Source organism: Cyclobacteriaceae bacterium, assembly GCA_025808415.1.
Taxonomy (GTDB): Bacteria; Bacteroidota; Bacteroidia; order Cytophagales; family Cyclobacteriaceae; genus UBA2336.
In genome coordinates, this window is record CP075525.1 from 613015 (window position 1) to 635996 (window position 22982).

Below are 22982 nucleotides of genomic sequence, written 5' to 3' on the forward strand. Positions count from 1 at the left end.
ACAACTAACAACCAACAACTAATGGTATGACTCCAAAACAACTCGGTTACTATTTTCCAGCAGAATTTGCCAAACACACTGCCACCTGGCTTAGCTGGCCGCACAAGGAAGCTTCATGGCCCGGAAAAATCCATACCATTTTTCCGGTGTATGCCCAGTTTGTAAAACTTGTAGCAGAAGGTGAGTTGGTGAACATTAATGTTGTTGATGAAGCCATGAAACAGTTTGCTGTTCAGCAACTGGAAAAAGTAAAGGCTGATCTCTCGAAGATTAATTTTTTCTTTCACCCTACCAACGATGCCTGGTGCAGGGATCATGGCCCGGCTTTTCTTATTAATCCTAAAGCCGAACAAAAGAAAGCAATCGTTGACTGGGGCTACAATGCGTGGGGCGGAAAGTATCCACCGTATGATTTGGATGATATTATACCAACATTAATTGCAAAGCATTATAACATCCCGGTATTTCATCCGGGCATTGTCATGGAGGGTGGTTCTGTAGAATTTAATGGTAAAGGAACTTTATTGACAACAACAGCCTGCTTATTAAATCCAAACCGTAACCCGCAACTCACCCAAAAGCAAATTGAAGAATATCTGCATAGTTACTATGGTGTTGACCATATACTTTGGTTAGGCGATGGCATTGAGGGCGATGATACCGATGGCCACATTGATGACCTGACGCGGTTTGTGAATGAAGACACTGTTGTAACAGTAGTTGAGACGAATAAACAAGACCCGAACTATGAACCACTTCAGGAAAATTTGAAGTTGTTAAAGACCCTTCGGCTTGAGAGTGGCAAGCAGATGAATATTATTGAATTGCCCATGCCTTCGCCCCTGGTTTACGAAGGCATGCGTCTGCCAACATCCTATGCCAACTTTTATATCACCAACAAGTATATTGTCGTGCCAACCTTCCGTGATAAAAACGATGATAAGGCCTGTGCCATTCTTCAGGAATGTTTTAAGGATCGAACAGTAATTGGTCTTGACTCGACTGACATAATCTGGGGATTAGGTTCCTTTCATTGCCTGAGCCAACAGGAGCCTGAGGTTTAGAAATAGTAAACCTGTTGTGGGGTAATTGTTGACGATAATAAAAAGTCATTTGAATGGATGTCGTCAATCCTGTCAACAGGGGCAAAAAGTGAGACACCAACAAATGTGCACGAAGGATTACAGGTTGCCAGAAACTTATCATAATACCCCTTGCCATATCCTACCCGGTTGCCTTGCTTATCAAAGGCCAACAGCGGAACCAGCACTAAGTCAATTTTTTCGGGAGGTGTTGGTATACCTTGTTGTGGTTCCATAATGCCCCATTCATTTTTCTTTAGTTGATGTAAGCCTTCAAAAAAATAATTATCAAGCTGATTGGTTTCAGGGTTTACTTTCGGAATGCTTAACCGTATGTGCGGAAACTCTCTTCGGATGCGATCGATAATCAGCCAGGTATCCGGCTCTCGCTTTTCAACTAAAGGCAGAAAGGTGTGAATGACCTTTAGAAAAGACAGGTCAATATGAGTAAAGAAATTTTCGCAGAGCCTGTAATTCAATTGTTGGTACTCAGCTTCGCTAAGTGCCATTCGTTTTTCGAGGTAGACTTTGCGAAGCTCTTGTTTGGTCATGAATAGTGGAGCACGTTGAAGCTGAAATCAAATGGATCGAAATGCTGGATCAATGAGGCAATAAAATTTGGGTCTTGCTGATAGAAATTCAGAAAGTTATCCGTGCGTTCCTGTAAACTTCCGTTTGGAAACAAATTGTCCTTTACGGCTTCAACCTGCTGTAAGCGATCCGATTGTTTTCTTTTTTCAGCCTTGAGCAGTTTCTTTTCAATTTTCTCCAGACTATTAATGGCCCGTTGTTTTTCTGCATCGACCAATCCGCCAAGCGTTTTATCAATAGCTAGTGCATTCTGCTGGATAACCTTAAAATGCTTAATAATGGAATCTTTTTCACCGTTCAGCATAATCGGGCTGGCGGAAAATTTTAGGGCAACCTTATTGAAGAGATGATGCTTGTCTAAGAAAAAATCCTCGAGTGTAAGGCCTGTTTTGGTAAGCTTTCGTTCGGTTGGTGAATCCAACACCAAAGCAAAATTACGAGGCATCAATATCGGAAATGCAGTGTCATGCTGTTCAAAAACGCCTTTAAGCTGAAGCCAGTACACCACCTCTGCGGGGCCACCAACGTAGCCCAGGTTTGGCAAAATCATTTCCTGGTACAGTGGGCGCAGCACCACGTTGGGACTGAATTTTTCTGGCGATTTCTGTACCAGCTCTCGTAGTTCAGATTCTGTAAAGGAAATGTTAGCATCGACTACGTTGAAGTTATTTCCAATTTTTTCAATTCTATTTCTTAATCCATCTTCCAGGTAAAAAAGATTTATTTCACGACAATGAATTTGAGTTTTGTACCCGATTGCTTCTAATGCGGCATCAGCTTTGTCAACAACTGGTTTATGGCGTTGCTCAAAAAGATCCTGCTCAATAGCCGGAATGAATAATTTTTTTAACGCCTGATCATCACCATCAACAACAATCAACCCCTCGTTGCCAAACAATGCGTTCACATAATAGCGAACGGCATCACTTAATTTTTTGTGCTTGGTGTAAGCTTCTTTAAACAGATTGATGTCTCCCGGAATATCAGCCAGCAGTTTTTTAAAATCGTTGGTGTTAAACCTGCCGACAGCTCCTTGCTGATTGGTTTCCCAGGTGTACTTCTTGCCATATAACCGGAAACTCCTGATCTCCTCATAGTCATGATCCTCCGCGGCCATCCAATAAACCGGAATAAAATCGTAATCTGGATAGGCTTTCTTTAGTCGTTTACAGGTATTGATAACCGTAACGATTTTATAAATGAAATAAAGAGGACCAGTAAAAACATTTAGCTGATGACCGGTTGTTACGGTGAAGGTGGTTTTATGTTTTAGTTTTTCCAGGTTGGTTTTAACCTGTTCAGCAATGTCAAAAGGTTTGTACTGTTGTTGTAAAGCGGCTACTAATACTTCCCGGTTTTGAACCGCAAAAGAAGCAGACTTTTCTTTGAGTTGATCACTGAAATTTGCAACGGTTGGGAAGCGACCATAAAAGGGTTTCAGCGATTCCTTTTGGTGGATATAGTCCAGAAAAAACGGGGTAAACGAGTTGGTGGCCTCAAAAGGAATTTTCTGGCGGTGCATGGGTTAACAACAGCTTGAGGTGAGTAAAAACATACCGAAATAACGTTTATTTCGCCATTGAGTTCCACATAATTTACACGAAGATTACTTCGCTACTTCTCCGTACAGGTCGAATTCAGTGGCTGAAGTAATGTTGATGTTAGTAAAATCCCCAATACGAAGGTATTCCTGTGCCGCACTAATGATCACTTCATTATCCACTTCGGGTGAATCAAACTCCGTTCGTCCGATAAATTCACCGCCTTCTTTACGATCGATCAGCACCTTAAAAGTCTTACCAATTTTTTCCTGGTTCAGCTCCAGTGAAATCCCTTGCTGAATTTCCATGATCTCATCTATGCGTTGCTGCTTGACTTCAGCGGGCACATCATCAACCATGGAATAAGCGTGGGTATTTTCTTCGTGCGAGTAGCTAAAAACCCCCAACCTGTCGAACCTGGATTTTTCTACAAAATCAACCATCTCCTGAAAGTCTTCTTCCGTTTCCCCGGGATGGCCCGCGATAAGTGTTGTACGAATGGCGATACCCGGAACTTTATCGCGAATGGTTTGTAATAGCTCTTCTGTTTTTTCACGGGTAGTGCCTCTGCGCATGAGTTGTAATATGCGACTTGAGCCATGCTGTAAAGGAATATCCAAATAATTACAGATGTTGGTGCGTTCGGCCATTACATCAAGCACATCCAACGGAAAGCCTGACGGAAAAGCATAGTGCAACCTGATCCAGTCAATGCCTTCCACATCGGAAAGCCGTTGCAGTAATTCAGCCAGGTTTCGTTTCTTATAAAGATCGAGTCCGTAATAGGTTGAATCCTGGGCAATGAGTAGTAATTCTTTAGTGCCACCTTTCGCCAGATTTTTCGCTTCCAGCACAAGTTCCTCCATAGGCCGTGAAATGTGCTTGCCACGCATAAGCGGAATAGCACAAAAAGAACACGGGCGGTCGCAGCCTTCTGAAATTTTCATGTAGGCATAGTGGCTGGGGTTGGTGAGGATTCGCTCGCCAACCAGTTCTTGCTTGTAATCAGCTTTGAACTGCTTGAGTAAGCGCGACAAATCACGCGTTCCAAACCAGGCATCTACATCCGGAATTTCTTTTTCCAGATCAGTTTTATAGCGTTCTGACAGGCATCCGGTAACATAAACCTTGTCAACAATACCTTCTTCTTTGGCATCAACATAGCGCAATATGGTGTCAATCGATTCCTGCTTGGCATTGTCAATAAAACCGCATGTGTTAATAACCACTACGCTGGCATCATCGGTTTTGGATTCATGTATGGCCTCAATGCCGTTGCCCCGAAGTTGGGTCAGCAATACTTCTGAGTCCACCACATTTTTGGAGCACCCCAGCGTAACAATGTTGACTTTTGTTTTCCTGTTTCCTTTTGTTTTCACGTAAGCCGGATAAGAATCCGCAAAAGTACTAAAAATAAACGGGCGTGAAGTTTGGCCTTGGGGATCAAAAACTATCTTTACAACCGTGAAAAAAGCGTTTTGGATACTGTTTTTACCCTTGTTTTCCTGTTTGGACCAGCCCGATTGTTTGCGCACAGCTGATACGGCCCTGGTTGTTGCCTTCAGGAAGTTGGAAGGCGGAGTGAGGGACACCGTTGTGCTGTACCAGGTTGTGGCCACTGGTGCCGATAGTATTTTTTATAGCCCGGGTAATGTGCCGGATACCCTGCGGGGCACCAATGCAATCCTTGCGGTAAGCCCATTTAGCAACGAAACTTTTTTTACATTTTATTTTCACCAGAACCAGAAGGAATTGTTGGTAGGATATAGAAGGGAAGCGCGCTTCATTTCGGATGAATGCGGCAGCGAAATTTTTCTGTCATCGCTGGAAATTTTAAATACCACATTCGATTCTGTCCGAGTCGTAAACCGTCAGCTTACCCGAAACCGTACTGTTAACATTGAGATATTTAATTAGCATATTTTTTTTAATTATAGCACTACATGTAATGGCTCAAAAGGCCGATACGGTGGAACGGAGTTACGTACCTACCGGTGTTCGGTTTGGCGTGGATATGATCAGTATTATTCGCACTCCTATTGAGCCAAAGTTTAGCGGATGGGAAGCAGCGGCTGATATCGATTTTGATAGGTATTACCTGGTGCTTGAAGCGGGCCGATGGTCTCGCGATCTTAGTTCTGAAAATGACACCTACTCCAATCGGGGAAATTTTTGGCGTGCAGGGGTTGATATGAATTTTTTAAAGAACGACCCTGAACGGAATAATTTTTTTCTGGGCCTTCGCTATGCACGGGGTTCGTTTTCTGAGCAGCTGATTACCCGGGTAAATGATCCGGTTTTTGGTGAGGGCATCATTCAAAATGAAAATATCGATGTTGGCGCCTCTTGGGCTGAGTTGACAACCGGTTTACGGGTGCGGATGTTCAGCGTGTTGTGGATGGGCTATACCATTCGTTATAAATTCGGGTTGAATACAAATGAATCCAGTGGTTTGGTTCCCTATGATGTGCCGGGCTATGGCCGCACCGATAAAAATACAACCTGGGGATTTACCTATTATGTTTTAGTTCGGGTGCCGTTTAAGGGTGTAAAAAAGTAATCACCCTTTCCGGAAGAGCGAATCAACAAACTCGGCTTTGTTGAATACCTGCAAGTCGCCAATTTTTTCGCCCACACCAATGTACTTCACCGGGATTTTAAACTCATCCGATATGCCGATGACCACACCGCCCTTAGCGGTACCATCAAGTTTGGTTATGGCCAAAGCAGTAACATCAGTAGCCTTGGTAAATTCGCGGGCCTGGATTACCGCATTTTGCCCGGTGCTGCCATCCAACACCAGCAACACTTCGTGTGGCGCATCCGGTATTACTTTCTGCATCACCCTTCTGATTTTCGAGAGCTCGTTCATCAGGTTAACTTTGGTGTGCAAACGTCCTGCGGTATCAATAATGATAATGTCAGCGTCCAGCTTAACGCCTTCCTGCACGGCTTCAAAAGCTACAGCGGAAGGGTCGGTGTTCATGCCTTTACTAATCACAGGCACACCAACGCGTTCACCCCAAAGTTTTAATTGATCTACCGCAGCAGCACGAAATGTATCTGCTGCGCCCAACACTACCGATTTGCCTCGCTCGTTAAATTGGGCAGATAACTTGCCTATGGTGGTTGTTTTCCCAACACCGTTTACCCCTACCACCATTATTACATAGGGCTTTTTACCTCCCGGGATGTCAAAATCTGCCTGATCGGCAGATTGGTTTTCGGAAAGCAAAGCAGCGATTTCTTCTTTAAGTATTTTGTCAAGTTCACCTGTGCCCAGGTATTTATCGCGCGCTACCCGTTGTTGGATGCGTTCAATAATTTTCAATGTGGTGTTGATGCCTACATCGGACGATACCAGGATTTCTTCCAGGTTGTCCAGCACATCATCGTCAACGGTAGATTTACCCACAAGAGCTTTACCCAGACGGCTGAAGATATTGCTGGAAGTTTTTTCGAGCCCTTTATCCAACGACTCTTTTTTTTCTTTAGAGAATAATCCGCCTAAAAATGCCATAGCACAACTTAGTAAAAATTAATCCCAACTCTATAGCGAGCTGTTACTGAATGGGTATAAAAAAAGTCCCAACAGGGACTTTTTGCAATGCTTCGTTCCTGAATGCTTACTTCTTGGCCAATACTTCCTTCACCAATTCGGCAGGAACGATTTCTTCCTTGAATGTGTAAGCACCGGTTTTCTCAGACTTTACGGCACGGATCACTTTCGCGAAGTTTTTTCCGTCACCTTTTTTCAATGTAGCAACAACCTTCTTTGCCATGATTACTTAATTTCTTTGTGAACAGTTACTTTTTTGAGGATGGGGTTGTATTTCTTCAACTCCAGGCGCTCGGTAGTGTTTTTACGGTTTTTGGTAGTGATGTAACGGCTCATGCCCGGCATACCGGTAGCCTTGTGCTCTGTGCACTCTAAAATCACCTGAATCCTGTTGCCTTTCTTTGCCATGATTGCTTCTTATTTATTTAGCCAGGGTTCCTTTTTGTTTTGCTTCTTTCAAAACCGCAGAAATACCCAGCTTATTGATCGTTTTGATAGCCTTTGTGGATACTTTTAAGGTAATCCATTTCCCTTCCTCAGGAACAAAAAAACGCTTCTTTTGAAGGTTCGGATAGAACCTGCGCTTGGTTTTATTGTTCGCGTGGGAAACGTTGTTTCCAACCTGAGGCCGTTTTCCGGTAATTTCACAAACTCGCGCCATGTGCTTTTAATAGTTTACCCCTTAAAAAGGGACTGCAAATATCGGGAAAACACCCCCAATTTTCCAAGCCTAAGCCAAAATTAGCTTTGGTGCGGTTTTGGGGCTGAAAATCGGCATTATGAAAGCATTTAATGCACGATAAACCTTCGTGCATACGACTTTTGGTTTATGAAAAACCGCATGATGTACATGCCCGGAGCCAGGGAATCGACTTTGAATTGGTAAAGCTGCTGGCCTTGTAGCAGTATAGGTTGGCCAACTTCCTGACCGGTAAGGGATAGCACATAGGCCATTGCAGGCCGGTCTACACTAATATTAATTGTGGGCGAAAGGTCAAGCCTTACGGGATTTGGGTAAATGGTTATTTGCGGATCTTCCGGTAAAGCCACACTTTCATCGTGCTGAAGCATGTGCAAGCCGCCCAGGATATTGCCTGCCACAATAGCGGGTTTTGTGGTGTTAAATAGGTTTGCAATGGCGGGCCACACCCGACCACCCAGGTTATGGCTTACATAATTTTGATTAAGTGGGTTATAGATAATATCAGTAACGGCATTATTGGCGTTTGTGCCTTCCTTGAAATTATTGATGATGGATAGTTTGCCATTTTGGTCACCCAGGATAAGATCGGGCAAGCCATCGGCATTTAAGTCGCCAACCGCCATGGAAAGGTTTTGCCGTAAAATGCTGGCACCCAACCCCAGGTAAGCATTGTTGGTAAGGATAAAAACAGGTACAGAGGTTGTTCCCATATTTTGCCAATATTGCAATGAGCCATCGCGCTTGCCTACCAGTAAATCGGGTTTAAGGTCGTTGTTGATATCGGTCACTAAAATATTCTCGGATGAGAAAATCGGGAAGTTCAACGATTGCACCTGCTGTTCGTTGAAATTCAAGCCTACATTATTGTTATTAAGTACGTAGTACAAATTGGTGCCAATGCCAGTTGCATTGGATGCCGTAAAAACCAAATCCATTTTTGCATCGCCATTTACATCGGCAAACTGGGGTTTGATGTTGGTGAAATTATAGAATGAAAGACCAAGTAAATTATCCGTTACCAGTTTAAATACCGGGTCGTTGCGATTGCCTATGTTTTCATAATAGTAGATTGATCCGCGGGTTCCGTTTACAAACGTGCCAATAAACATGTCAAGGTCTCCATCACCATCGGCATCGTAAAAGGCAGGAACAGCGTTGTCGCTTACGTCAATCATCTCGTGTTGAAGGAAATTTCTTCTTTCAAAAGTAAATTGTGGAAGCTGCTGCGTACCGGTATTCTTATAAAACCAGGTAGATTGTTGCAGGTCGGTTTGAATAAATTCGCGCGCAAAAATGCTGGGCGAAGCCATGAGATCTTTCCTTCCGTCAAAGTCCACATCTTCATAGAATACGGCTGGAAATTGAAGAATGGAAATGGGTGCACCGGAAGGAAAGTTTGAGGCCGATGTAATCAGCGGGGTTTCATGGGTGCCGGTGTTGGTAAGTTGATAGATCCGTGTACATCCGGCTTCCGAAAAGAGGATATCCATATCGCCATCGTTGTCCAAGTCGAGGGCGAGCAGGCTTTTGCCACCGGCATGCTTGGTGCGTCCGCCTGTGTTGCAGGGTTCACCAAAAGCAAATACCCCGCAATCACATTCTTCTACATCGCCCCACGTTTGTGTGATGCGCTCAAAGTCCAACGAGTCGCAGGTGCCGTAGCGTTCCTTGCTGAAGTTTTTGTGGAATTCAATGGTGCTGGAGCCGACAAATTTAACGTTCAGGATGTCCAGGTCCCCATCGCCATCTAAGTCTACCAACGCGGGTAAATCATCGGCCTGCAGTTGAAGGTTGATTTTTCCGGAGAAACCTTTTGTTAGCAAAACCGGGCTTTTGGCCCCGGGATAACCTGTATAAAAAAGTACCTGTTCCCACGAAAGAGGCTGACCGGCTTGCGTGGTGTTTCTGAAAACTTTTACACCCTGAACATCCTTTGTAAATAAATCTTTTTTCCCATCGCAGTTGTAGTCGCGCAAGATCATAAATCCGGATACTTCATCCGGAAAGAAGGGTTCATATTCTGGCGCATATTTCCAGGTATTATCGACATTCAGAAAAGTGATAACCCGGTTGGCCATACGATCGAATAAAGCCAGGTCGTTTTTCCCATCACCATCTAAATCAATTGTATTGAACTGAGCCGTATTTAATCCACCCGCCCACGGCATTTTTAACGTATCCTGCCCCACGATAACAGGCACCTGCTGATGAAACGTGTAGGTGAATTGCGCCACCGCGAAGCGCGTAACAAAAACAAAAACTACAATCAGGCGCATGGAAACTTTTTTATGATGATTTAACGCTGGCGTTTATCCTCCTGTTATCTTGGTGGGTAAGATAATCATGGATATTCAGAACTTATATCAAAACTACCTGAAGAGCGGTAAAGTTTCTACCGATACACGGCAGATCACGCCCGGTTCGATTTTTTTTGCATTGCGAGGCGATAAATTCAATGCCAATCAGTTTGCCGAAGAGGCATTGGCAAAGGGCGCTCAATTGGCTGTAATAGATGATGTTGGTTTTGCCAAAGATAACCGTTACGTGGTGGTGAGCGATGTACTGAAAACTTTGCAGCAGTTGGCCCGATATCACCGCGACCAACTAACCATTCCGGTAATCGGGCTTACGGGATCAAACGGAAAGACCACCTCAAAAGAATTGTTGTATGCCGTGCTGGCCACAACGTATAAAACCTTTGCCACAAAAGGAAACCTGAACAATCACATTGGTGTGCCCCTGTCCTTGCTTTCCATCGATCACTCAGTTGAAATGGCTGTAATTGAAATGGGGGCTAACCATGTTGGTGAAATCGCTGAACTGTGCAACATGGCAAACCCAACCCATGGATTTATTACCAATATTGGAAAAGCCCACATCGGCACGTTTGGTGGATTTGATAATATTATTCGCGGTAAGTCAGAATTGTATAATCATTTAATACAGCAGGGTGGCGTTGTATTTATCAATTCACAGAATCGTATTTTGACCAACATGGCGAAGCGGTTTAGTAATCCGTTGTTTTATCCTGCTGTTGGAGATTATTACCAATGTGAACTGGTGGGAGCCGATCCGTATATCAAAATTAAAACTGAATCGGGCGATGAGGTTCAAACGCAGCTAATTGGTCAGTACAATTTTGAAAATATAGCAGTTGCCTTATGTGTTGGGAAATATTTTGGTGTAGATGCAAAACTGGCAAATAAAGCCATTGCTGACTACGTACCGGCTAATATGCGGTCGCAGGTTATAAAGAAGGGAACGAATACTATTTTGCTGGATGCTTACAATGCCAACCCCAGCTCTATGGCGGCTGCTATTGAAACCCTGGCCGGTATGAGGGCTCTTAGAAAGGTTTTGATTTTGGGCGATATGTTTGAACTGGAAGAGGAGGCAGAGGCAGAACACCGCAACCTGGGGAAGTTTATCCGAGAACTTGGTTTTACCGATGTGCTATTATGTGGTGAATTAATGACCGCAGCATTACAAGAGCTCCCAAAAGCCCGGCACTTTTACAAAAAAGAGTTGCTGCTTGATTATTTACGGCAAAACCCCATCAACCAGGCAACGGTTTTAGTAAAGGCATCCAGGGGAATTGGATTGGAGGCGGTGATGGATGCTTTATAGTTCAGATTATACCATAAAGTGCGCTTCGTGTTTTGATTCAGCTACTAATTTTTTCACCTATGCCGTTCGATAGAATCTTAAAATTCCTGAAAGACATTTCGAAGAATAATGACCGTGATTGGTTTGAAAAAAATAAACCCCGGTACCTCGAAGCTAAAACTGCATTCGATGATTTTCTGGAAGAGTTGCACAAAGAATTATTAAAATTTGATGAAAGCCTTGCTGGTTTGAACCCGCGCAAGCAGGCTTTTCGCATTTATCGCGATGTGCGCTTCAGCAAAGACAAACGGCCTTATAAAGTAAACCTGGGAGCTGGTTTTTCTGCCCATGGCAAAATGGAACAAGAACCGGGTTATTACGTGCACATTGAACCCGGTAAAAGTTTTGTTGCGGGAGGATTGTATATGCCCAATGCCGATAATCTTGCCAGGGTGCGTCAGGAGATTGATTATAATGCCGAAAATTTTTTGAAAATACTTAAAGATAAAAGATTCAAAAAGTACTTTTCCGGCCTTGATGATTTCGACCGGTTAAAAACAGCGCCCAAAGGCTATGCTAAAGATCATCCACACCTTGAATTGTTAAAGAATAAAAGCTTTGTGGTTTCCTATTATTTTAATGACACACAGGTGAAGGACAAAAAGTTTGGGAAGCGGGTTGCGGAAGTATGCAAGGCCCTAAAGCCGCTAAACGATTTTTTGAACGAAGCGATTAGTTAAAATCTTAATTGTCCCAGTCAAACTCGTCTTTTGAAAGTTCGACCTCTTTCTTTTTCTTTTTGTTTTTAAAAACATCTTTTAACTCCTGTACTTCTTTTTTCAGGTCGGAAATTATTTTTTTCTTAACGGCTTCTGTATCATATTGAACGCGATAATCTTCCGTGGTGCCGGTTATTTTCAAGTAAAGCTTGGTGCGTCCTTCCATTTCCTCAATGGCACCACTGGCTTCCGTAATATCGATTTTTCTCCTGTTGTTTAGGGGGGTAACAATCCGGTAATCAATGTGTTGATCAAAGGTGTGTGTACCACTGATCTGAAGTACGGTAACGTTACTGCGGACCTCCATCTGCGGAATGTAAACGGTCTTGTTTTCAATATGGATTTCGTTTTTCAGTTCAGCAAAGCGTAAAGCATATAGCCCTTCATCATCCAGGTACCGGTTAAGTCGTTTAAGGGGTTCAAACTGGTTAAGCTCACCATTTTTTATGTTGGCCGTAATGTCGGCTACCAATGTTTCGGGGAAAAGTTTCAGGTTTTGGTTAAGCGTAAGTTCCAGGGTTATATCGGCAAAGGCTTTTCCTTTCAAGTGCTTATCCTGAATAAATGTTTGTTGAAAGTTTTCGAATACATAGAAAATACTGTCTACAGAAAGGCCATCGAGTTTGAATGTGCTGGAGACATCAATGGCCTTACGGTTGGTTGCATCTACAATACCGGTTAAGGCGAGGCTGCCGCCCATGGTCTTTACCTGAATGCTGCGTGAAACGGCCACTTGGTTTTTTACCAGCAAGTCGCCCTTAAGCGAGCGGCCGGTAAACCTTTTATATTTTAGCCTGCTAACATCGCAGTTAAAGTTAAGATAGACGTGCGGTGAGATTTGAAATTCATATTCCCCGGTTGAACTTCCTTTTACTTCCTTGCCAAATGCATAGGTAAACAATTCATCAACATTCATGAATGATGATTTCAGGTCGGCTTCAATGCCTACCGGTTGATTATCGAATAGCAAAAAAGTAATGATGTTTTTAAAAAATCCGTTTAAACGGATTTCGCTGGAGCCAAGGTAAGCGCTAACGTTACTTAACGCCAGGTCGTTGTTGTTAAACTGGAATACACCATTCAGTTTTTTTAACTGAGCTTCGTCTTTTCCATAGGTAAAACTTAAATCGTAAGCCTCAATAGATCCACGTGTAGAAACGCGTTGTGCTGTTGTCTTGTTTTTCAACCACGATAATTTTCCTTCAAAGGCAATGTCAGCTGCCAATACCCCGTTTACTTGCCTCAGGTTCTCCATGGGGTAAAAATTTGTCAATGCTTCGGAATCTACATCGCCTTTAAAATCCAGTATCACATCAGGGTCGTTGAAATTCCGCACGATAAGGTTGGCCTGAAAGGGATTATTGTTGAGTTTGCCCTGGATATTTTTTAAAGACAAAACAGCCTTTGCCGGATCGCGTAAAGAGGATGTGGCAAAAGAACCTTCCATACTGGCCTCTTCAATTTTCGACTTATACTGTGGGTGAAAGAGTGTGGCTTTTGAAAACCCAAAGCTGGCCGAGAAAGCGGGGCTTTTCTTTTCACTTATTTCACCCTGCATGATGGCACGAAAGTAAACATCGCCCCGGCTTTTATACTGACTAAAGCTTCCGGCTATTGTCTCGGGTAATAATGAAAGCAAGGTTTGGATATCAGTATTCTCGCCTTCTGTTATCAGGTTAATGGTACTGTTCTCTTTCCAGTAGTAGGTTCCTTTAACAGCAAACAAGGAAGTGCCCAGTTGCAAGTCGGCTGATTGAATGGTTAGCAACTTTTCCGAATCATCATAGTTAAGTACAGTAGTTACTATGAATGACTTTCCTTCCAACAGGGATTGATTGCCAATGTTGATTTTTTCTGTGTCCACATCGCCTTTGGCAGTAATCGAGTAACTATCGTTTACAGCTTTGATGGAAGCATAGAGTTGCTCACTTGTAAAAATGAATTCATCAACCCGTTGAAGGTCAATGTATCGAACGCGTGTGTTTTTGAGGTTCACGTTTTTCAATTCAAAGCGTATAAGACCACCGCCTGAAGTTTCTTTTGTTATCGTATAATTGTTTTCTCCTTTTGCGTTTACTTTAAGGGTTGCCTCACTATCAACTACTTTTAAGCCCAGTATGGTATACTCCCCACGATAAACGTCCATAGGGTTAAGGTGAAAGGATATTTGCCTGGCAGTAAGGAGGGGATACAAACCTTCGTGGCTATCCTCTACATATACGTCCCTAAACACGATGGATATTTTAGGGAAGCTTTGAAAAACCGAAACGTCAATCTTGCCAATCTTTACCGGTGTGCTCAGTTGTTCGTTGGCCTTTAGTATGAATTGCTTGATGATCTGGTCTTTAAATAAAAAAGCAGAAACAACCAATGACACCACCGTTACCAGGATGACGAGAACCACATAAAAAAGGACTTTCCGGAAGGTTTTCAAGTTTAAAAAATGGTTTTGCAAAAATAGCTCACAAAGTTTAAACCAACCTGAACCTGATATATTGTTTGGTGAAAAGAATTTAAGGCGGTAAAAGTAAAGGAGGGGCAACCTACCCCTCCTTATTTACAGGCCGACAAATAGAATATAGAGAGATAGACTAATAATGGGCTACCCCGTTTCCGTTAATGGCGGCAAACTCAAAGTTTGATGCATGCTTGACCGTGGTAATTATGCGGGCTGCAACTTTATACGGATCGGCCGATGAATTCGGTCTTCGGTCTTCTAGCCAGCCCTTCCAACCATTTTCCACGGTGGCAATAGGAATGCGTATGGATGCTCCGCGATCGGAAACTCCATAAGAAAACTTGTCGATAGACTGTGTTTCGTGTTTGCCGGTAAGACGCAAGTGATTGTCGGCCCCGTAAACCTCAATATGCTCTTTAACAAGCGGAGCAAATCCCTGGCATATTTGTTCATACACTTCACGAGAGCCGCATTCCCTTAACAACGCATTAGAGAAGTTGGCGTGCATGCCTGATCCATTCCAGTCGGTTTGGCCCAAGGGTTTGCAATGCCAATTTATGGATACACCATATTGCTCAGCCGTTCGTTCAAGCAGGTAGCGCGCTACCCAAACCTGGTCACCTGCTTCTTTAGCACCTTTCGCAAAAATTTGGAACTCCCACTGACCCGGTGCCACCTCGGCATTAATACCTTCTACATTAATGCCGGCTGTTAAGCAGTAGTCAAGATGTTTTTCAATGATTTCCCTGCCATAGGCTTTACCTGCACCAACGGAACAATAGTAGGGTCCTTGTGGTGATGGATAACCATTTTCAGGAAACCCAAGCGGCTTGTTGGTTTCTGGGTTCCAAAGAAAGTACTCTTGTTCAAAACCAAACCAAAAATCGCGGTCATCATCTTGAATGGTGGCGCGGGCATTGGAAGGATGGGGCGTCCCATCCGGGCTCAGCACTTCGCACATCACAAGATAGGCATCTCTTCGCGCAGGGTCAGGAAACAAGGCAACAGGCAGTAATAAACAGTCAGAAGATCCCCCGGGTGCTTGCTCGGTTGAACTGCCATCAAACGACCACATAGGGCAACCATCTAACGTGCCATCAAAGTTTCTGATGATTTTGGTTTTGCTCCGCAGACTTTGGGTTGGGGTATAACCATCCAACCAAATGTATTCGAGTTTTACTTTCGACATAATTATAAAATTTAAAGTTTATAGTGGTTTAAAATTTATATACAGCAGCAAGGTTAAGTGTAGCTATTGTGTCTTGGGTGCTTGATCCTTTATAAAAGGAGTTTTCTGAAGTTTTATCGATGCGTACTTCCGGTATAAGCATCAGGTTACCGACTTTGTAATTTCCAGAAAGAGTGAATTCAGCAACACTTCCCGCGCCATCTTCGCCAAGACCGAAAATGCTTAGGTGATTATGTTTGATCGAAAAGTATTCAGCGCGCAATCCCAGGCCGAAGTTTTTTGAAAGACTGATTTTAGGATACACGGCAAAGCCCAGAAAGGAAGACGTTGGTCCAGCTGTTTTTACAATGTTGCCATTGTCATTCACCTCTTCACCAGCTGCTGTACTTTGCATCGATGCATTGAATCCGAGGTAAAATACCGGTGTTAACTCATAGCCCAGTGTAATATCAGCCTGAAATAATTTTCCAGCAGAGCTTTCACCGATAGTGGCTTCATCTTTTACCAATTTTCCATCCTGATCACCATACAGAAAGTTGAACCAGATTCCGCCAGCATCAGAAGTTTTTCCAATTTGAGCACCCAGTGTATACGTGTTTACCGGATTGAACTCAACCAGGTCGGTTGGGTTCATAACGGCAATCTTGGCAACAATTCCTTTATCTAATGCAAAATCAAGTCGCGCACCTGTGTGATTGAATGGTCCATAAGAGAACAAGTAAGAAGTTGAGTAATGAAAGTTTACAGCTGGTGAGATAACCTCATAGCCAAGGAAGGTATTGAACTGCCCTACATTGAGTGTTACTTTGTCAGAAAAGTTATAGTACACAAATGCCTGGTTGATAATGGCCTGCCCGGATGCCGATCCGAACACGGCAGCTTTTCCACGAGGGCCGAAAACGAGGTCGGCTGTAAATCCTGCTTTGCTTCCGGCATAGGAAGTAATAAGATTCACCATGCCAATGGAAAAGCCTTTTGAATCTGCAAATGATGAGGAGGGCGCAAAGGCATCGTCATAATAAAAGTTCTTCGTTTTGAATGAACTGTGAAAGTAGGTATCAACCGAGCCGGAGAAAGTCAGTTTAGGGATTTCATCTTCCTCATTTTCTTCCTTCTTTAGTGATTGCTCGGCCAGGTCACCGGCTGTAACAATACGTTCTTCTTTTGGCGGAAACTTCACTGTGGACGCAACAATCAAGTTCTCCTGGGCCATTAAGCTGAAACCATTCATCAGAACGAAAAGCATGATGACATATTTCAAAAAGTGTAAAGCTGAATTTTTCATATTTTTGGGTGTGTTTTTTTAAACAATAAGCTAAAGTGGTTCCGGCAGGGTCTCTTACACCCTCCGGAACGCTTTGGTGATGCATCAGGCAGCAATTCCCTTATCCAGTTCTAATGAATTCAGGTTTTCACCGTGTTGGCTGTAATCTGATCCAACTTGTTTTTCTTCTCGGCTGATGGTCATCGGTGAAATAAGATCGGTAATTTTCAGGATGACAAATGACCCAATGCTGATAAAAGCAACGGCAACCACGAGTCCGATCATTTGCACTTTGAATAATTCAAACTCACCAAAGAACAGTCCGTTACCTGTTCCGTTTCCACTGTTCACTGCAGTGCTGGCGAGTAATCCTGTCATTACCATACCTACAGCACCACCCACACCATGGCAAGGGAATACATCAAGAGTATCTTCCAGGGAAGTTTTAGATTTCCAATGCACCACCACATTGCTGATCAGCGCGGCCATTGTTCCTATGAAAAGACTGGCCGGTATAGTTACAAATCCGGCAGCCGGTGTTATGGCAACAAGCCCTACCACAGCACCAATGCAGAAGCCAAGGGCAGAGGGTTTCTTGCCGCGAACAGAATCAAACAGTACCCAGTATAATCCAGCAGCAGCCGAAGCTGTGTTTGTTGCTGCAAAGGCTGAAGCTGCAAGTGTTCCTGCGCTGAGCGCACTGCCAGCGTTGAAGCCGAACCAACCAAACCAGAGCAAGCCTGTGCCCAGCAGTACAAAGGGAATGTTAGCCGGTTTAATCGCCTCTTTTACTTCTGTTTTATTTCTTAAATACATGGAAGCGATAAGGGCCGCGAAGCCCGCAGACATATGCACAACTGTTCCTCCGGCAAAATCCAAAACGCCAAGCTTGAAGAAGAACCCATCAGCATGCCACGTCATATGTGCCAGTGGCGCATAAATGAATAGTGAGAACAGTACCAGGAAAATAATGTACGACTTAAAGCGTATGCGTTCAGCAAAGGTGCCGGTAATCAGAGCTGGCGTGATGATGGCAAACTTGAGTTGGAAGAAGGCAAATAACACCAATGGTATTGTACCGAACACGGGTGCGTCCAATACATTCTGGAACATGAAGTAGGTGGTTGGGTTACCGATAACCCCACCGATGGAATCGCCAAAGGCCAGGCTGAAACCCACGACAATCCACAGTACGCTAATCACGCCCATGGCGATAAAACTTTGAAGCATAGTAGAGATGATGTTTTTGGTGTTGATCATGCCTCCATAGAAATAGGCGAGGCCCGGGGTCATTAATAACACGAGGGCTGTGGCGGCAAGCATCCAGGCCACATCCCCGGAGTCGATGCCCTCGGTGTTGATGGTGGCCGGTACAGCGGGCATAAATACAGCCAGTATGCTGAACCCGACCAGAAGTGCAAGGTAGAGTAAGGATCGTTTCATAAAATTCTGGGTTTAGGTTTGATTGAAGGATTTTCTTTTGAATCTCAAGCAAACTTCAGAATGTTTTATTGGATTTTTACCGTATTGTTAATAAAAAGTATCGAAAACGATTTAAATAGGGTATTTTTTGACCCTGATTCTCAAAAAAACTTATTTATTTTTAATAATAAGGGTATTTTTTAACCCATTAGTCTGTAAATACCCACTTTCTTAGAGAGACAGTTTACATATGATTCCTGTCCGTTAGTGGGTTGTATTTTCAATCAAAAGTGAGTTTGTTGCAGCATGGCATATTTACGGTTGTTGTGGGTTGTGTGCCTGGGCATTGCTACATTGAGTCACGCCCAGAAATTCAATTTGTTTGAAATCGAAAACAATGAATTGGTATGGCGCTGTACCTATTTGTACGATGGCCCGCAGGACAGCCTGAGGCGCGAAGTGGTGTCGATGCTGAAGTCAAAAATTTTTACCCAAAACGTGGTGCGAAACGAACTTGGTTATAATGGGGAAATCCGTCATTACCAGGTTGACTGTCAGCGGTATGGCCGAAAGTACAACAACACCCCACTAATATACTGGAGTGGAGAATGGAAAGGTAAATTTGTTGTAGAAATGGCCGATCAAGGCTATCGGGTAACGATTTATGGGCTTTATTTTGAAAACGAACCGCAGCAGGTGTCCCGTCACCAAAGCAAGATAACGCGCAAAGGATTTTATAAAAACGAGGTTTGGAAACTGGGCGAACCTACCTTTAGAAAGAAAAAGTTAAATGATATGATTCTGATGAGCACAAGTTTGCGCGATGCATTCGACATTATGCAATATCATTCCCCGATAAGGGACTAATTGGGCCACGAGATTTTGTGGGCTACTTCAATAGTTTTAATAGCCAACAAAAGATTTTTGCGTAAATAATTTTCTCTGCTACATTTGCAGTCCCAAAACAAGGGAGCTTAGCTCAGCTGGTTCAGAGCATCTGCCTTACAAGCAGAGGGTCGGGGGTTCGAATCCCTCAGCTCCCACGTAAAGAAGTCTCCTTATCTTGGGAGACTTTTTTATGCAAGCCATATTTTATATTCTTAATTCTTCAACTGCCGATAAGTATAGCTGGTTACAGCATCCGGCCTACTGCGAGGGTCGAGGGGTTCCCTGCCTGCGTGACGCAGTCAGGCAGGGAATCCCTCAGCTCCCACGTAAAGAAGTCTCCTTATCTTGGGAGACTTTTTTATGCAAGCCATATTTTATATTCTTAATTCTTCAACTGCCGATAAGTATAGCTGGTTACAGCATCCGGCCTACTGCGAGGGTCGAGGGGTTCCCTGCCTGCGTGACGCAGTCAGGCAGGGAATCCCTCAGCTCCCACGTAAAGAAGTCTCCTTATCTTGGGAGACTTTTTTATGCAAGCCATATTTTATATTCTTAATTCTTCAACTGCCGATAAGTATAGCTGGTTACAGCATCCGGCCTACTGCGAGGGTCGAGGGGTTCCCTGCCTGCGTGACGCAGTCAGGCAGGGAATCCCTCAGCTCCCACGTAAAGAAGTCTCCTTATCTTGGGAGACTTTTTTATGCAAGCCATATTTTATATTCTTAATTCTTCAACTGCCGATAAGTATAGCTGGTTACAGCATCCGGCCTACTGCGAGGGTCGAGGGGTTCCCTGCCTGCGTGACGCAGTCAGGCAGGGAATCCCTCAGCTCCCACGTAAAGAAGTCTCCTTATCTTGGGAGACTTTTTTATGCAAGCCATATTTTATATTCTTAATTCTTCAACTGCCGATAAGTATAGCTGGTTACAGCATCCGGCCTACTGCGAGGGTCGAGGGGTTCCCTGCCTGCGTGACGCAGTCAGGCAGGGAATCCCTCAGCTCCCACATTTCAAGTCTCCTTCTCCTTGGATTAGCTCCTTAATTAAATTTATTCCGCTTCTCCTCCCTCAACATTTCCGGAAAGCCCATTTTTCGCGCGAGCGCATTAACAGCCATTACAATTCGTTTGGTCTGGGTTTGTGCTGTTTTTGCACTATCAATCCATTTACTGAAATAACGTTGATGACCGGCCGGTAAGGTTTTGAAAAAGGCGTTCGCCATCGGGTCATCTTTCAGGCAGGCAACGAAATCTGCATTCATCACAAACTTGCTTTCATCAGGCTCAAGCACAACCTTCAGTTTGTCGCCTTGCTTTTTACCGGTGCTCTTGCGCATGGTAGCGTTAAAGGGAATAATGAATTTCCCATCACCCATCGGGATTAGTGCAATTTGCTTGATGTCGAATTGATCCAGTTTTCCTTTAACCCGAAAAGAAGTCTTGGTATCTGGTTTGAGTTTTTTGGCATGCGCAGCACTTATTTCAATGTAACTCCAGCCGGTTTTTTCTCCTTTTTTATCAAAACGTTGTATGGTGGCGGTAAAAGCGATCATGGGATTTAATTGTATCTACAACTATTGTATTAATTTTGGTTTGATCTAAAATACCAGCGCTATGGCTTCCATTGAAAGTGAAGTTAAACAGGAAAAATTTCAAAGCGAATTCCAAAAAGCGGCTGTAAACATTTTGTTTACCGGAAGCTGGCTGTATAACCTGAACGCAACTTTTCTAAAAACGTTTGATGTTACCCCGGAACAATTTAACGTATTACGCATTTTACGGGGCAGCCATCCTAAACCCATCATGCTGGCCGACATTACCTGCCGTATGATTGATAAAAATAGCAATGCTACACGCTTGGTAGAGAAACTTCGTGTAAAGGGTTTGGTAAAACGTGAAATCTGCAAGAACAACCGCAGGCAGGTGGACATAAGCATTACCGATAAAGGATTGAACCTGTTAGTGAAAATTGATCGTGCATCGGATGGATGGCAAAATTCGCTGAAGAACCTGACTAAAGCTGAAGTACAGGAATTAAACCGATTACTGGATAAATTACGAGGATAACTTTTACTCAATCAGAAAATCCGTTACCTGCCCTGGAAGCTTTGTGAACAATTGCTTTGGCGTTAACCCCGTAATTTTTTTGCAAGCTTTTACAAAATGTGATTGATCGTAATAGCCAAATCCAAGTGCTTCCACTAAATCGCCATGACTTATTGAATCATGTTTGTCGTAGCGGATATTTTTTGCAGTCTCCTGCAAGCGAATCAAGTCGGCAAACAATTTTGGGGAAATCCCAAACACCTTTTTAAATCTTCGTTCAAGCGTTTTAATGGTAACATGATTTTGTTCCGCAATTTCCATCATGGTCATTTGAGCAGCGGCACCCTTTTCCAGGGCGGTGATCACATCACGCATCCATTGATCGGGGGTTCCTTTTCTAAAAAGTTCTTGTGCAAAAAATTGATCTATGTATTTCCGGTGTTCAAGCGGATCGGAAGTTGAATGCAAGTGATGCGCTAAAGTGCTGCACGCTTCCGAATCAAAGATTTCAGGAAAACTTAGAGGCTGGTTAAGTTGCTGATCGGCCATTACAGGCAGTGTAAGGGCATGAGGAAAAATCTTAATACTGATGCAGGAGAAATTTTTTTCTGTTTTGGCCCGATTGCCCAACCGGGTTAACGGAAAAAAACCTGAGTCAGGAAGAGCTTGAAATTCATCGGTCGCATCATGCTGCCACCAAAATCTACCCGTTAGTGTAATCCATGCATCCAGCCGCCCATTGGGAATAGTCCGAACAGTTAATGGCTCTTTTGCCGATATCCATTTATACATTTCAATGTAGCCCAGTAATAATGGGTCTATGGGTTTTAATTCTTCAACCTGTACAGGATGCATTTGTCCAAAATTTACAATTATTCCACCGGTGCCGAGGATAGTTTTGTGCACAAATCAACATTAAAGTATGAAAAGACTCATTTTGATCGCTGTCGGAATTGTAATCGCTGGGCTATGTATTAGCATGGCGCAGGGCGTTGCTTATGGAAAGAATTCACAAAGCGGAAAATTTGCGAATGTTAATGGAATACAACTCTATTACGAAGTGTATGGAGAAGGTCAGCCCCTTTTGTTATTACATGGTAATGGAGGTTCGATAGCCGGAAGGGCGAATCTTATACCTGAACTGGCAAAGAAGTATCGGGTAATAGCCGTTGATAATCGCTGCCATGGCAAAAGTGGATGTTCAAAAGAGTTGAACTATGAACTGATGGCCAGTGATATCAATGGGTTATTGAATCAACTGAAAATTGATTCGGCCTATATCTGGGGCCATAGTGATGGTGGTATTATTGGATTGATTATGGGCTATCAATATCCTGTCAAAGTAAAAAAGCTGGTGGCTACGGGTGCCAATGTTCAGCCCGACAACACAGCATTGGAGCCCTTCATTGTGGAGATGATGAAAAATTACAAAGCCATACCTGACACACTTATGCAAAAGCATATCCGGTTAATGGTGGAACATCCTAACCTTGCTTTTACTGATCTTGGAAAAATCACCGCACCGGTCATGGTCATGGCGGGTGATCGTGATGCAGTATTGCTCGAACACTCTGTAAAGATTTTCAAAGCTATTCCGAATTCTAACTTATGCATTGTACCGGCCACCACGCATTTTATTTCTGATGAAAAACCCAGCCTGATGTTGTATTGGCTAAAAGAATTTTTTGACAAGCCGTTCAGTAAACCTTCAACTGTGGAGTGGGCCAAGAAGGCTGCTGCGCAGCTTATGCCGCAGGGAAGTAAATAATAACAGGATAGTTGGGTTAGTATCCATTAGCTCATGGTACTGTCCGCTAATCCGGGCGCCATATCGGTTTACCTGGGTGGAAGATTTT

22 protein-coding genes and 1 tRNA gene are annotated in these 22982 nt (G+C 43.5%); 9 read left to right on the forward strand and 14 right to left on the reverse strand.

All coding sequences use genetic code 11. The annotated features are described in order from the left end of the window. The first annotated feature begins 26 nt into the window (after window positions 1-26). Window positions 27-1064: an agmatine deiminase family protein gene (locus tag KIT51_02825; protein UYN87227.1), complete on the forward strand. Its 1038-nt coding sequence runs from the start codon at window positions 27-29 to the stop codon at window positions 1062-1064. Here the strand turns inward: KIT51_02825 and KIT51_02830 are convergent. The 3 genes from KIT51_02830 to rimO form a co-directional block, all read right to left on the reverse strand. Continuing rightward, entirely contained in the window at window positions 1061-1633 is a 573-nt protein-coding gene (locus KIT51_02830) for a 5-formyltetrahydrofolate cyclo-ligase (protein ID UYN87228.1), read from the reverse strand. The two genes, KIT51_02825 and KIT51_02830, sit on opposite strands and share 4 nt — an antisense overlap. Further along, window positions 1630-3195 (reverse strand): bacillithiol biosynthesis cysteine-adding enzyme BshC, encoded by a 1566-nt coding sequence (bshC, locus tag KIT51_02835; GenBank protein ID UYN87229.1) that lies wholly within the window; start codon window positions 3193-3195, stop codon window positions 1630-1632. Before bshC ends, KIT51_02830 begins: the two co-directional genes overlap by 4 nt. Before the next feature lie 84 nt (window positions 3196-3279). After that, on the reverse strand, window positions 3280-4593 hold the full coding sequence (gene rimO, locus KIT51_02840) for a 30S ribosomal protein S12 methylthiotransferase RimO (GenBank protein UYN87230.1): 1314 nt from the start codon (window positions 4591-4593) through the stop codon (window positions 3280-3282). Window positions 4594-4678: 85 nt separating this feature from the next. On the opposite strand from rimO, the gene KIT51_02845 reads away from it, so the two are divergent. After that, window positions 4679-5131, forward strand: coding sequence for a hypothetical protein (locus KIT51_02845; GenBank protein UYN87231.1), 453 nt, complete (start codon window positions 4679-4681; stop codon window positions 5129-5131). A 31-nt stretch (window positions 5132-5162) separates the two neighbouring features. Beyond that, window positions 5163-5774, forward strand: a complete 612-nt coding sequence (locus KIT51_02850) for a hypothetical protein (GenBank protein UYN87232.1) — start codon at window positions 5163-5165, stop codon at window positions 5772-5774. Here KIT51_02850 and ftsY read toward each other — a convergent pair whose 3' ends face one another. From ftsY to KIT51_02875, 5 genes are all read right to left on the reverse strand, one after another. Next, window positions 5775-6734, reverse strand: coding sequence for a signal recognition particle-docking protein FtsY (ftsY, locus tag KIT51_02855; protein ID UYN87233.1), 960 nt, complete (start codon window positions 6732-6734; stop codon window positions 5775-5777). It lies immediately after the preceding gene. 106 nt (window positions 6735-6840) lie between these two features. Then, window positions 6841-6996, reverse strand: coding sequence for a DUF4295 domain-containing protein (locus KIT51_02860; GenBank protein ID UYN87234.1), 156 nt, complete (start codon window positions 6994-6996; stop codon window positions 6841-6843). 2 nt (window positions 6997-6998) lie between these two features. Next, on the reverse strand, window positions 6999-7181 hold the full coding sequence (gene rpmG / locus KIT51_02865) for a 50S ribosomal protein L33 (GenBank protein ID UYN87235.1): 183 nt from the start codon (window positions 7179-7181) through the stop codon (window positions 6999-7001). Window positions 7182-7194: 13 nt separating this feature from the next. Next, on the reverse strand, window positions 7195-7434 hold the full coding sequence (gene rpmB, locus KIT51_02870; GenBank protein UYN87236.1) for a 50S ribosomal protein L28: 240 nt from the start codon (window positions 7432-7434) through the stop codon (window positions 7195-7197). Window positions 7435-7562: 128 nt separating this feature from the next. Beyond that, window positions 7563-9752: a T9SS type A sorting domain-containing protein gene (locus KIT51_02875; protein UYN87237.1), complete on the reverse strand. Its 2190-nt coding sequence runs from the start codon at window positions 9750-9752 to the stop codon at window positions 7563-7565. A 67-nt stretch (window positions 9753-9819) separates the two neighbouring features. Between KIT51_02875 and KIT51_02880 the strand changes: the two genes are divergently transcribed. Together KIT51_02880 and KIT51_02885 are read left to right on the forward strand one after the other, a co-directional pair. Beyond that, window positions 9820-11103: a UDP-N-acetylmuramoyl-tripeptide--D-alanyl-D-alanine ligase gene (locus KIT51_02880; protein UYN87238.1), complete on the forward strand. Its 1284-nt coding sequence runs from the start codon at window positions 9820-9822 to the stop codon at window positions 11101-11103. Between the two features lie 59 nt (window positions 11104-11162). Beyond that, window positions 11163-11822 (forward strand): DUF2461 domain-containing protein, encoded by a 660-nt coding sequence (locus KIT51_02885; protein ID UYN87239.1) that lies wholly within the window; start codon window positions 11163-11165, stop codon window positions 11820-11822. A 4-nt stretch (window positions 11823-11826) separates the two neighbouring features. Here the strand turns inward: KIT51_02885 and KIT51_02890 are convergent, their stop codons facing one another. The 4 genes from KIT51_02890 to KIT51_02905 form a co-directional block, all read right to left on the reverse strand. Further along, entirely contained in the window at window positions 11827-14295 is a 2469-nt protein-coding gene (locus KIT51_02890; protein ID UYN87240.1) for a hypothetical protein, read from the reverse strand. A 157-nt stretch (window positions 14296-14452) separates the two neighbouring features. After that, complete coding sequence (locus KIT51_02895) at window positions 14453-15508, reverse strand: glutamine synthetase beta-grasp domain-containing protein (GenBank protein UYN87241.1); 1056 nt, start codon at window positions 15506-15508, stop codon at window positions 14453-14455. A gap of 28 nt (window positions 15509-15536) precedes the next feature. Continuing rightward, window positions 15537-16754 (reverse strand): porin, encoded by a 1218-nt coding sequence (locus tag KIT51_02900; protein ID UYN87242.1) that lies wholly within the window; start codon window positions 16752-16754, stop codon window positions 15537-15539. Between the two features lie 123 nt (window positions 16755-16877). Beyond that, window positions 16878-18215: an ammonium transporter gene (locus KIT51_02905; GenBank protein ID UYN87243.1), complete on the reverse strand. Its 1338-nt coding sequence runs from the start codon at window positions 18213-18215 to the stop codon at window positions 16878-16880. A gap of 285 nt (window positions 18216-18500) precedes the next feature. On the opposite strand from KIT51_02905, the gene KIT51_02910 reads away from it, so the two are divergent. Both KIT51_02910 and KIT51_02915 read left to right on the forward strand, forming a co-directional pair. After that, window positions 18501-19061, forward strand: coding sequence for a hypothetical protein (locus KIT51_02910; protein ID UYN87244.1), 561 nt, complete (start codon window positions 18501-18503; stop codon window positions 19059-19061). A gap of 101 nt (window positions 19062-19162) precedes the next feature. Further along, window positions 19163-19237, forward strand: a tRNA-Val gene (locus KIT51_02915). Between the two features lie 883 nt (window positions 19238-20120). Here KIT51_02915 and KIT51_02920 read toward each other — a convergent pair. Beyond that, window positions 20121-20633 carry a DUF1905 domain-containing protein gene (locus KIT51_02920; GenBank protein ID UYN87245.1) on the reverse strand — a complete coding sequence of 171 codons (513 nt, stop codon included), beginning with the start codon at window positions 20631-20633 and terminating at the stop codon, window positions 20121-20123. 61 nt (window positions 20634-20694) lie between these two features. On the opposite strand from KIT51_02920, the gene KIT51_02925 reads away from it, so the two are divergent. Next, entirely contained in the window at window positions 20695-21147 is a 453-nt protein-coding gene (locus tag KIT51_02925; GenBank protein ID UYN87246.1) for a MarR family transcriptional regulator, read from the forward strand. A gap of 3 nt (window positions 21148-21150) precedes the next feature. Here KIT51_02925 and KIT51_02930 read toward each other — a convergent pair whose 3' ends face one another. Next, entirely contained in the window at window positions 21151-22032 is an 882-nt protein-coding gene (locus KIT51_02930) for an AraC family transcriptional regulator (GenBank protein UYN87247.1), read from the reverse strand. Between the two features lie 16 nt (window positions 22033-22048). Here KIT51_02930 and KIT51_02935 point away from each other — a divergent pair, with 16 nt between their 5' ends. Further along, window positions 22049-22894 carry an alpha/beta hydrolase gene (locus tag KIT51_02935; GenBank protein ID UYN87248.1) on the forward strand — a complete coding sequence of 282 codons (846 nt, stop codon included), beginning with the start codon at window positions 22049-22051 and terminating at the stop codon, window positions 22892-22894. Window positions 22895-22982 lie beyond the last annotated feature (88 nt).

Bases quoted from the DNA above. Each gene is read 5' to 3' on its own strand.
- KIT51_02825 (UYN87227.1), top strand. From the start codon at position 27: ATGACTCCAAAACAACTCGGTTACTATTTTCCAGCAGAATTTGCCAAA.
- KIT51_02830 (UYN87228.1), bottom strand. From the start codon at position 1,633: ATGACCAAACAAGAGCTTCGCAAAGTCTACCTCGAAAAACGAATGGCA.
- bshC (UYN87229.1), bottom strand. From the start codon at position 3,195: ATGCACCGCCAGAAAATTCCTTTTGAGGCCACCAACTCGTTTACCCCG.
- KIT51_02850 (UYN87232.1), top strand. From the start codon at position 5,163: ATGGCTCAAAAGGCCGATACGGTGGAACGGAGTTACGTACCTACCGGT.
- ftsY (UYN87233.1), bottom strand. From the start codon at position 6,734: ATGGCATTTTTAGGCGGATTATTCTCTAAAGAAAAAAAAGAGTCGTTG.
- KIT51_02860 (UYN87234.1), bottom strand. From the start codon at position 6,996: ATGGCAAAGAAGGTTGTTGCTACATTGAAAAAAGGTGACGGAAAAAAC.
- rpmG (UYN87235.1), bottom strand. From the start codon at position 7,181: ATGGCAAAGAAAGGCAACAGGATTCAGGTGATTTTAGAGTGCACAGAG.
- rpmB (UYN87236.1), bottom strand. From the start codon at position 7,434: ATGGCGCGAGTTTGTGAAATTACCGGAAAACGGCCTCAGGTTGGAAAC.
- KIT51_02875 (UYN87237.1), bottom strand. From the start codon at position 9,752: ATGCGCCTGATTGTAGTTTTTGTTTTTGTTACGCGCTTCGCGGTGGCG.
- KIT51_02880 (UYN87238.1), top strand. From the start codon at position 9,820: ATGGATATTCAGAACTTATATCAAAACTACCTGAAGAGCGGTAAAGTT.
- KIT51_02885 (UYN87239.1), top strand. From the start codon at position 11,163: ATGCCGTTCGATAGAATCTTAAAATTCCTGAAAGACATTTCGAAGAAT.
- KIT51_02895 (UYN87241.1), bottom strand. From the start codon at position 15,508: ATGTCGAAAGTAAAACTCGAATACATTTGGTTGGATGGTTATACCCCA.
- KIT51_02900 (UYN87242.1), bottom strand. From the start codon at position 16,754: ATGCTTTTCGTTCTGATGAATGGTTTCAGCTTAATGGCCCAGGAGAAC.
- KIT51_02905 (UYN87243.1), bottom strand. From the start codon at position 18,215: ATGAAACGATCCTTACTCTACCTTGCACTTCTGGTCGGGTTCAGCATA.
- KIT51_02910 (UYN87244.1), top strand. From the start codon at position 18,501: ATGGCATATTTACGGTTGTTGTGGGTTGTGTGCCTGGGCATTGCTACA.
- KIT51_02920 (UYN87245.1), bottom strand. From the start codon at position 20,633: ATGATCGCTTTTACCGCCACCATACAACGTTTTGATAAAAAAGGAGAA.
- KIT51_02925 (UYN87246.1), top strand. From the start codon at position 20,695: ATGGCTTCCATTGAAAGTGAAGTTAAACAGGAAAAATTTCAAAGCGAA.
- KIT51_02935 (UYN87248.1), top strand. From the start codon at position 22,049: ATGAAAAGACTCATTTTGATCGCTGTCGGAATTGTAATCGCTGGGCTA.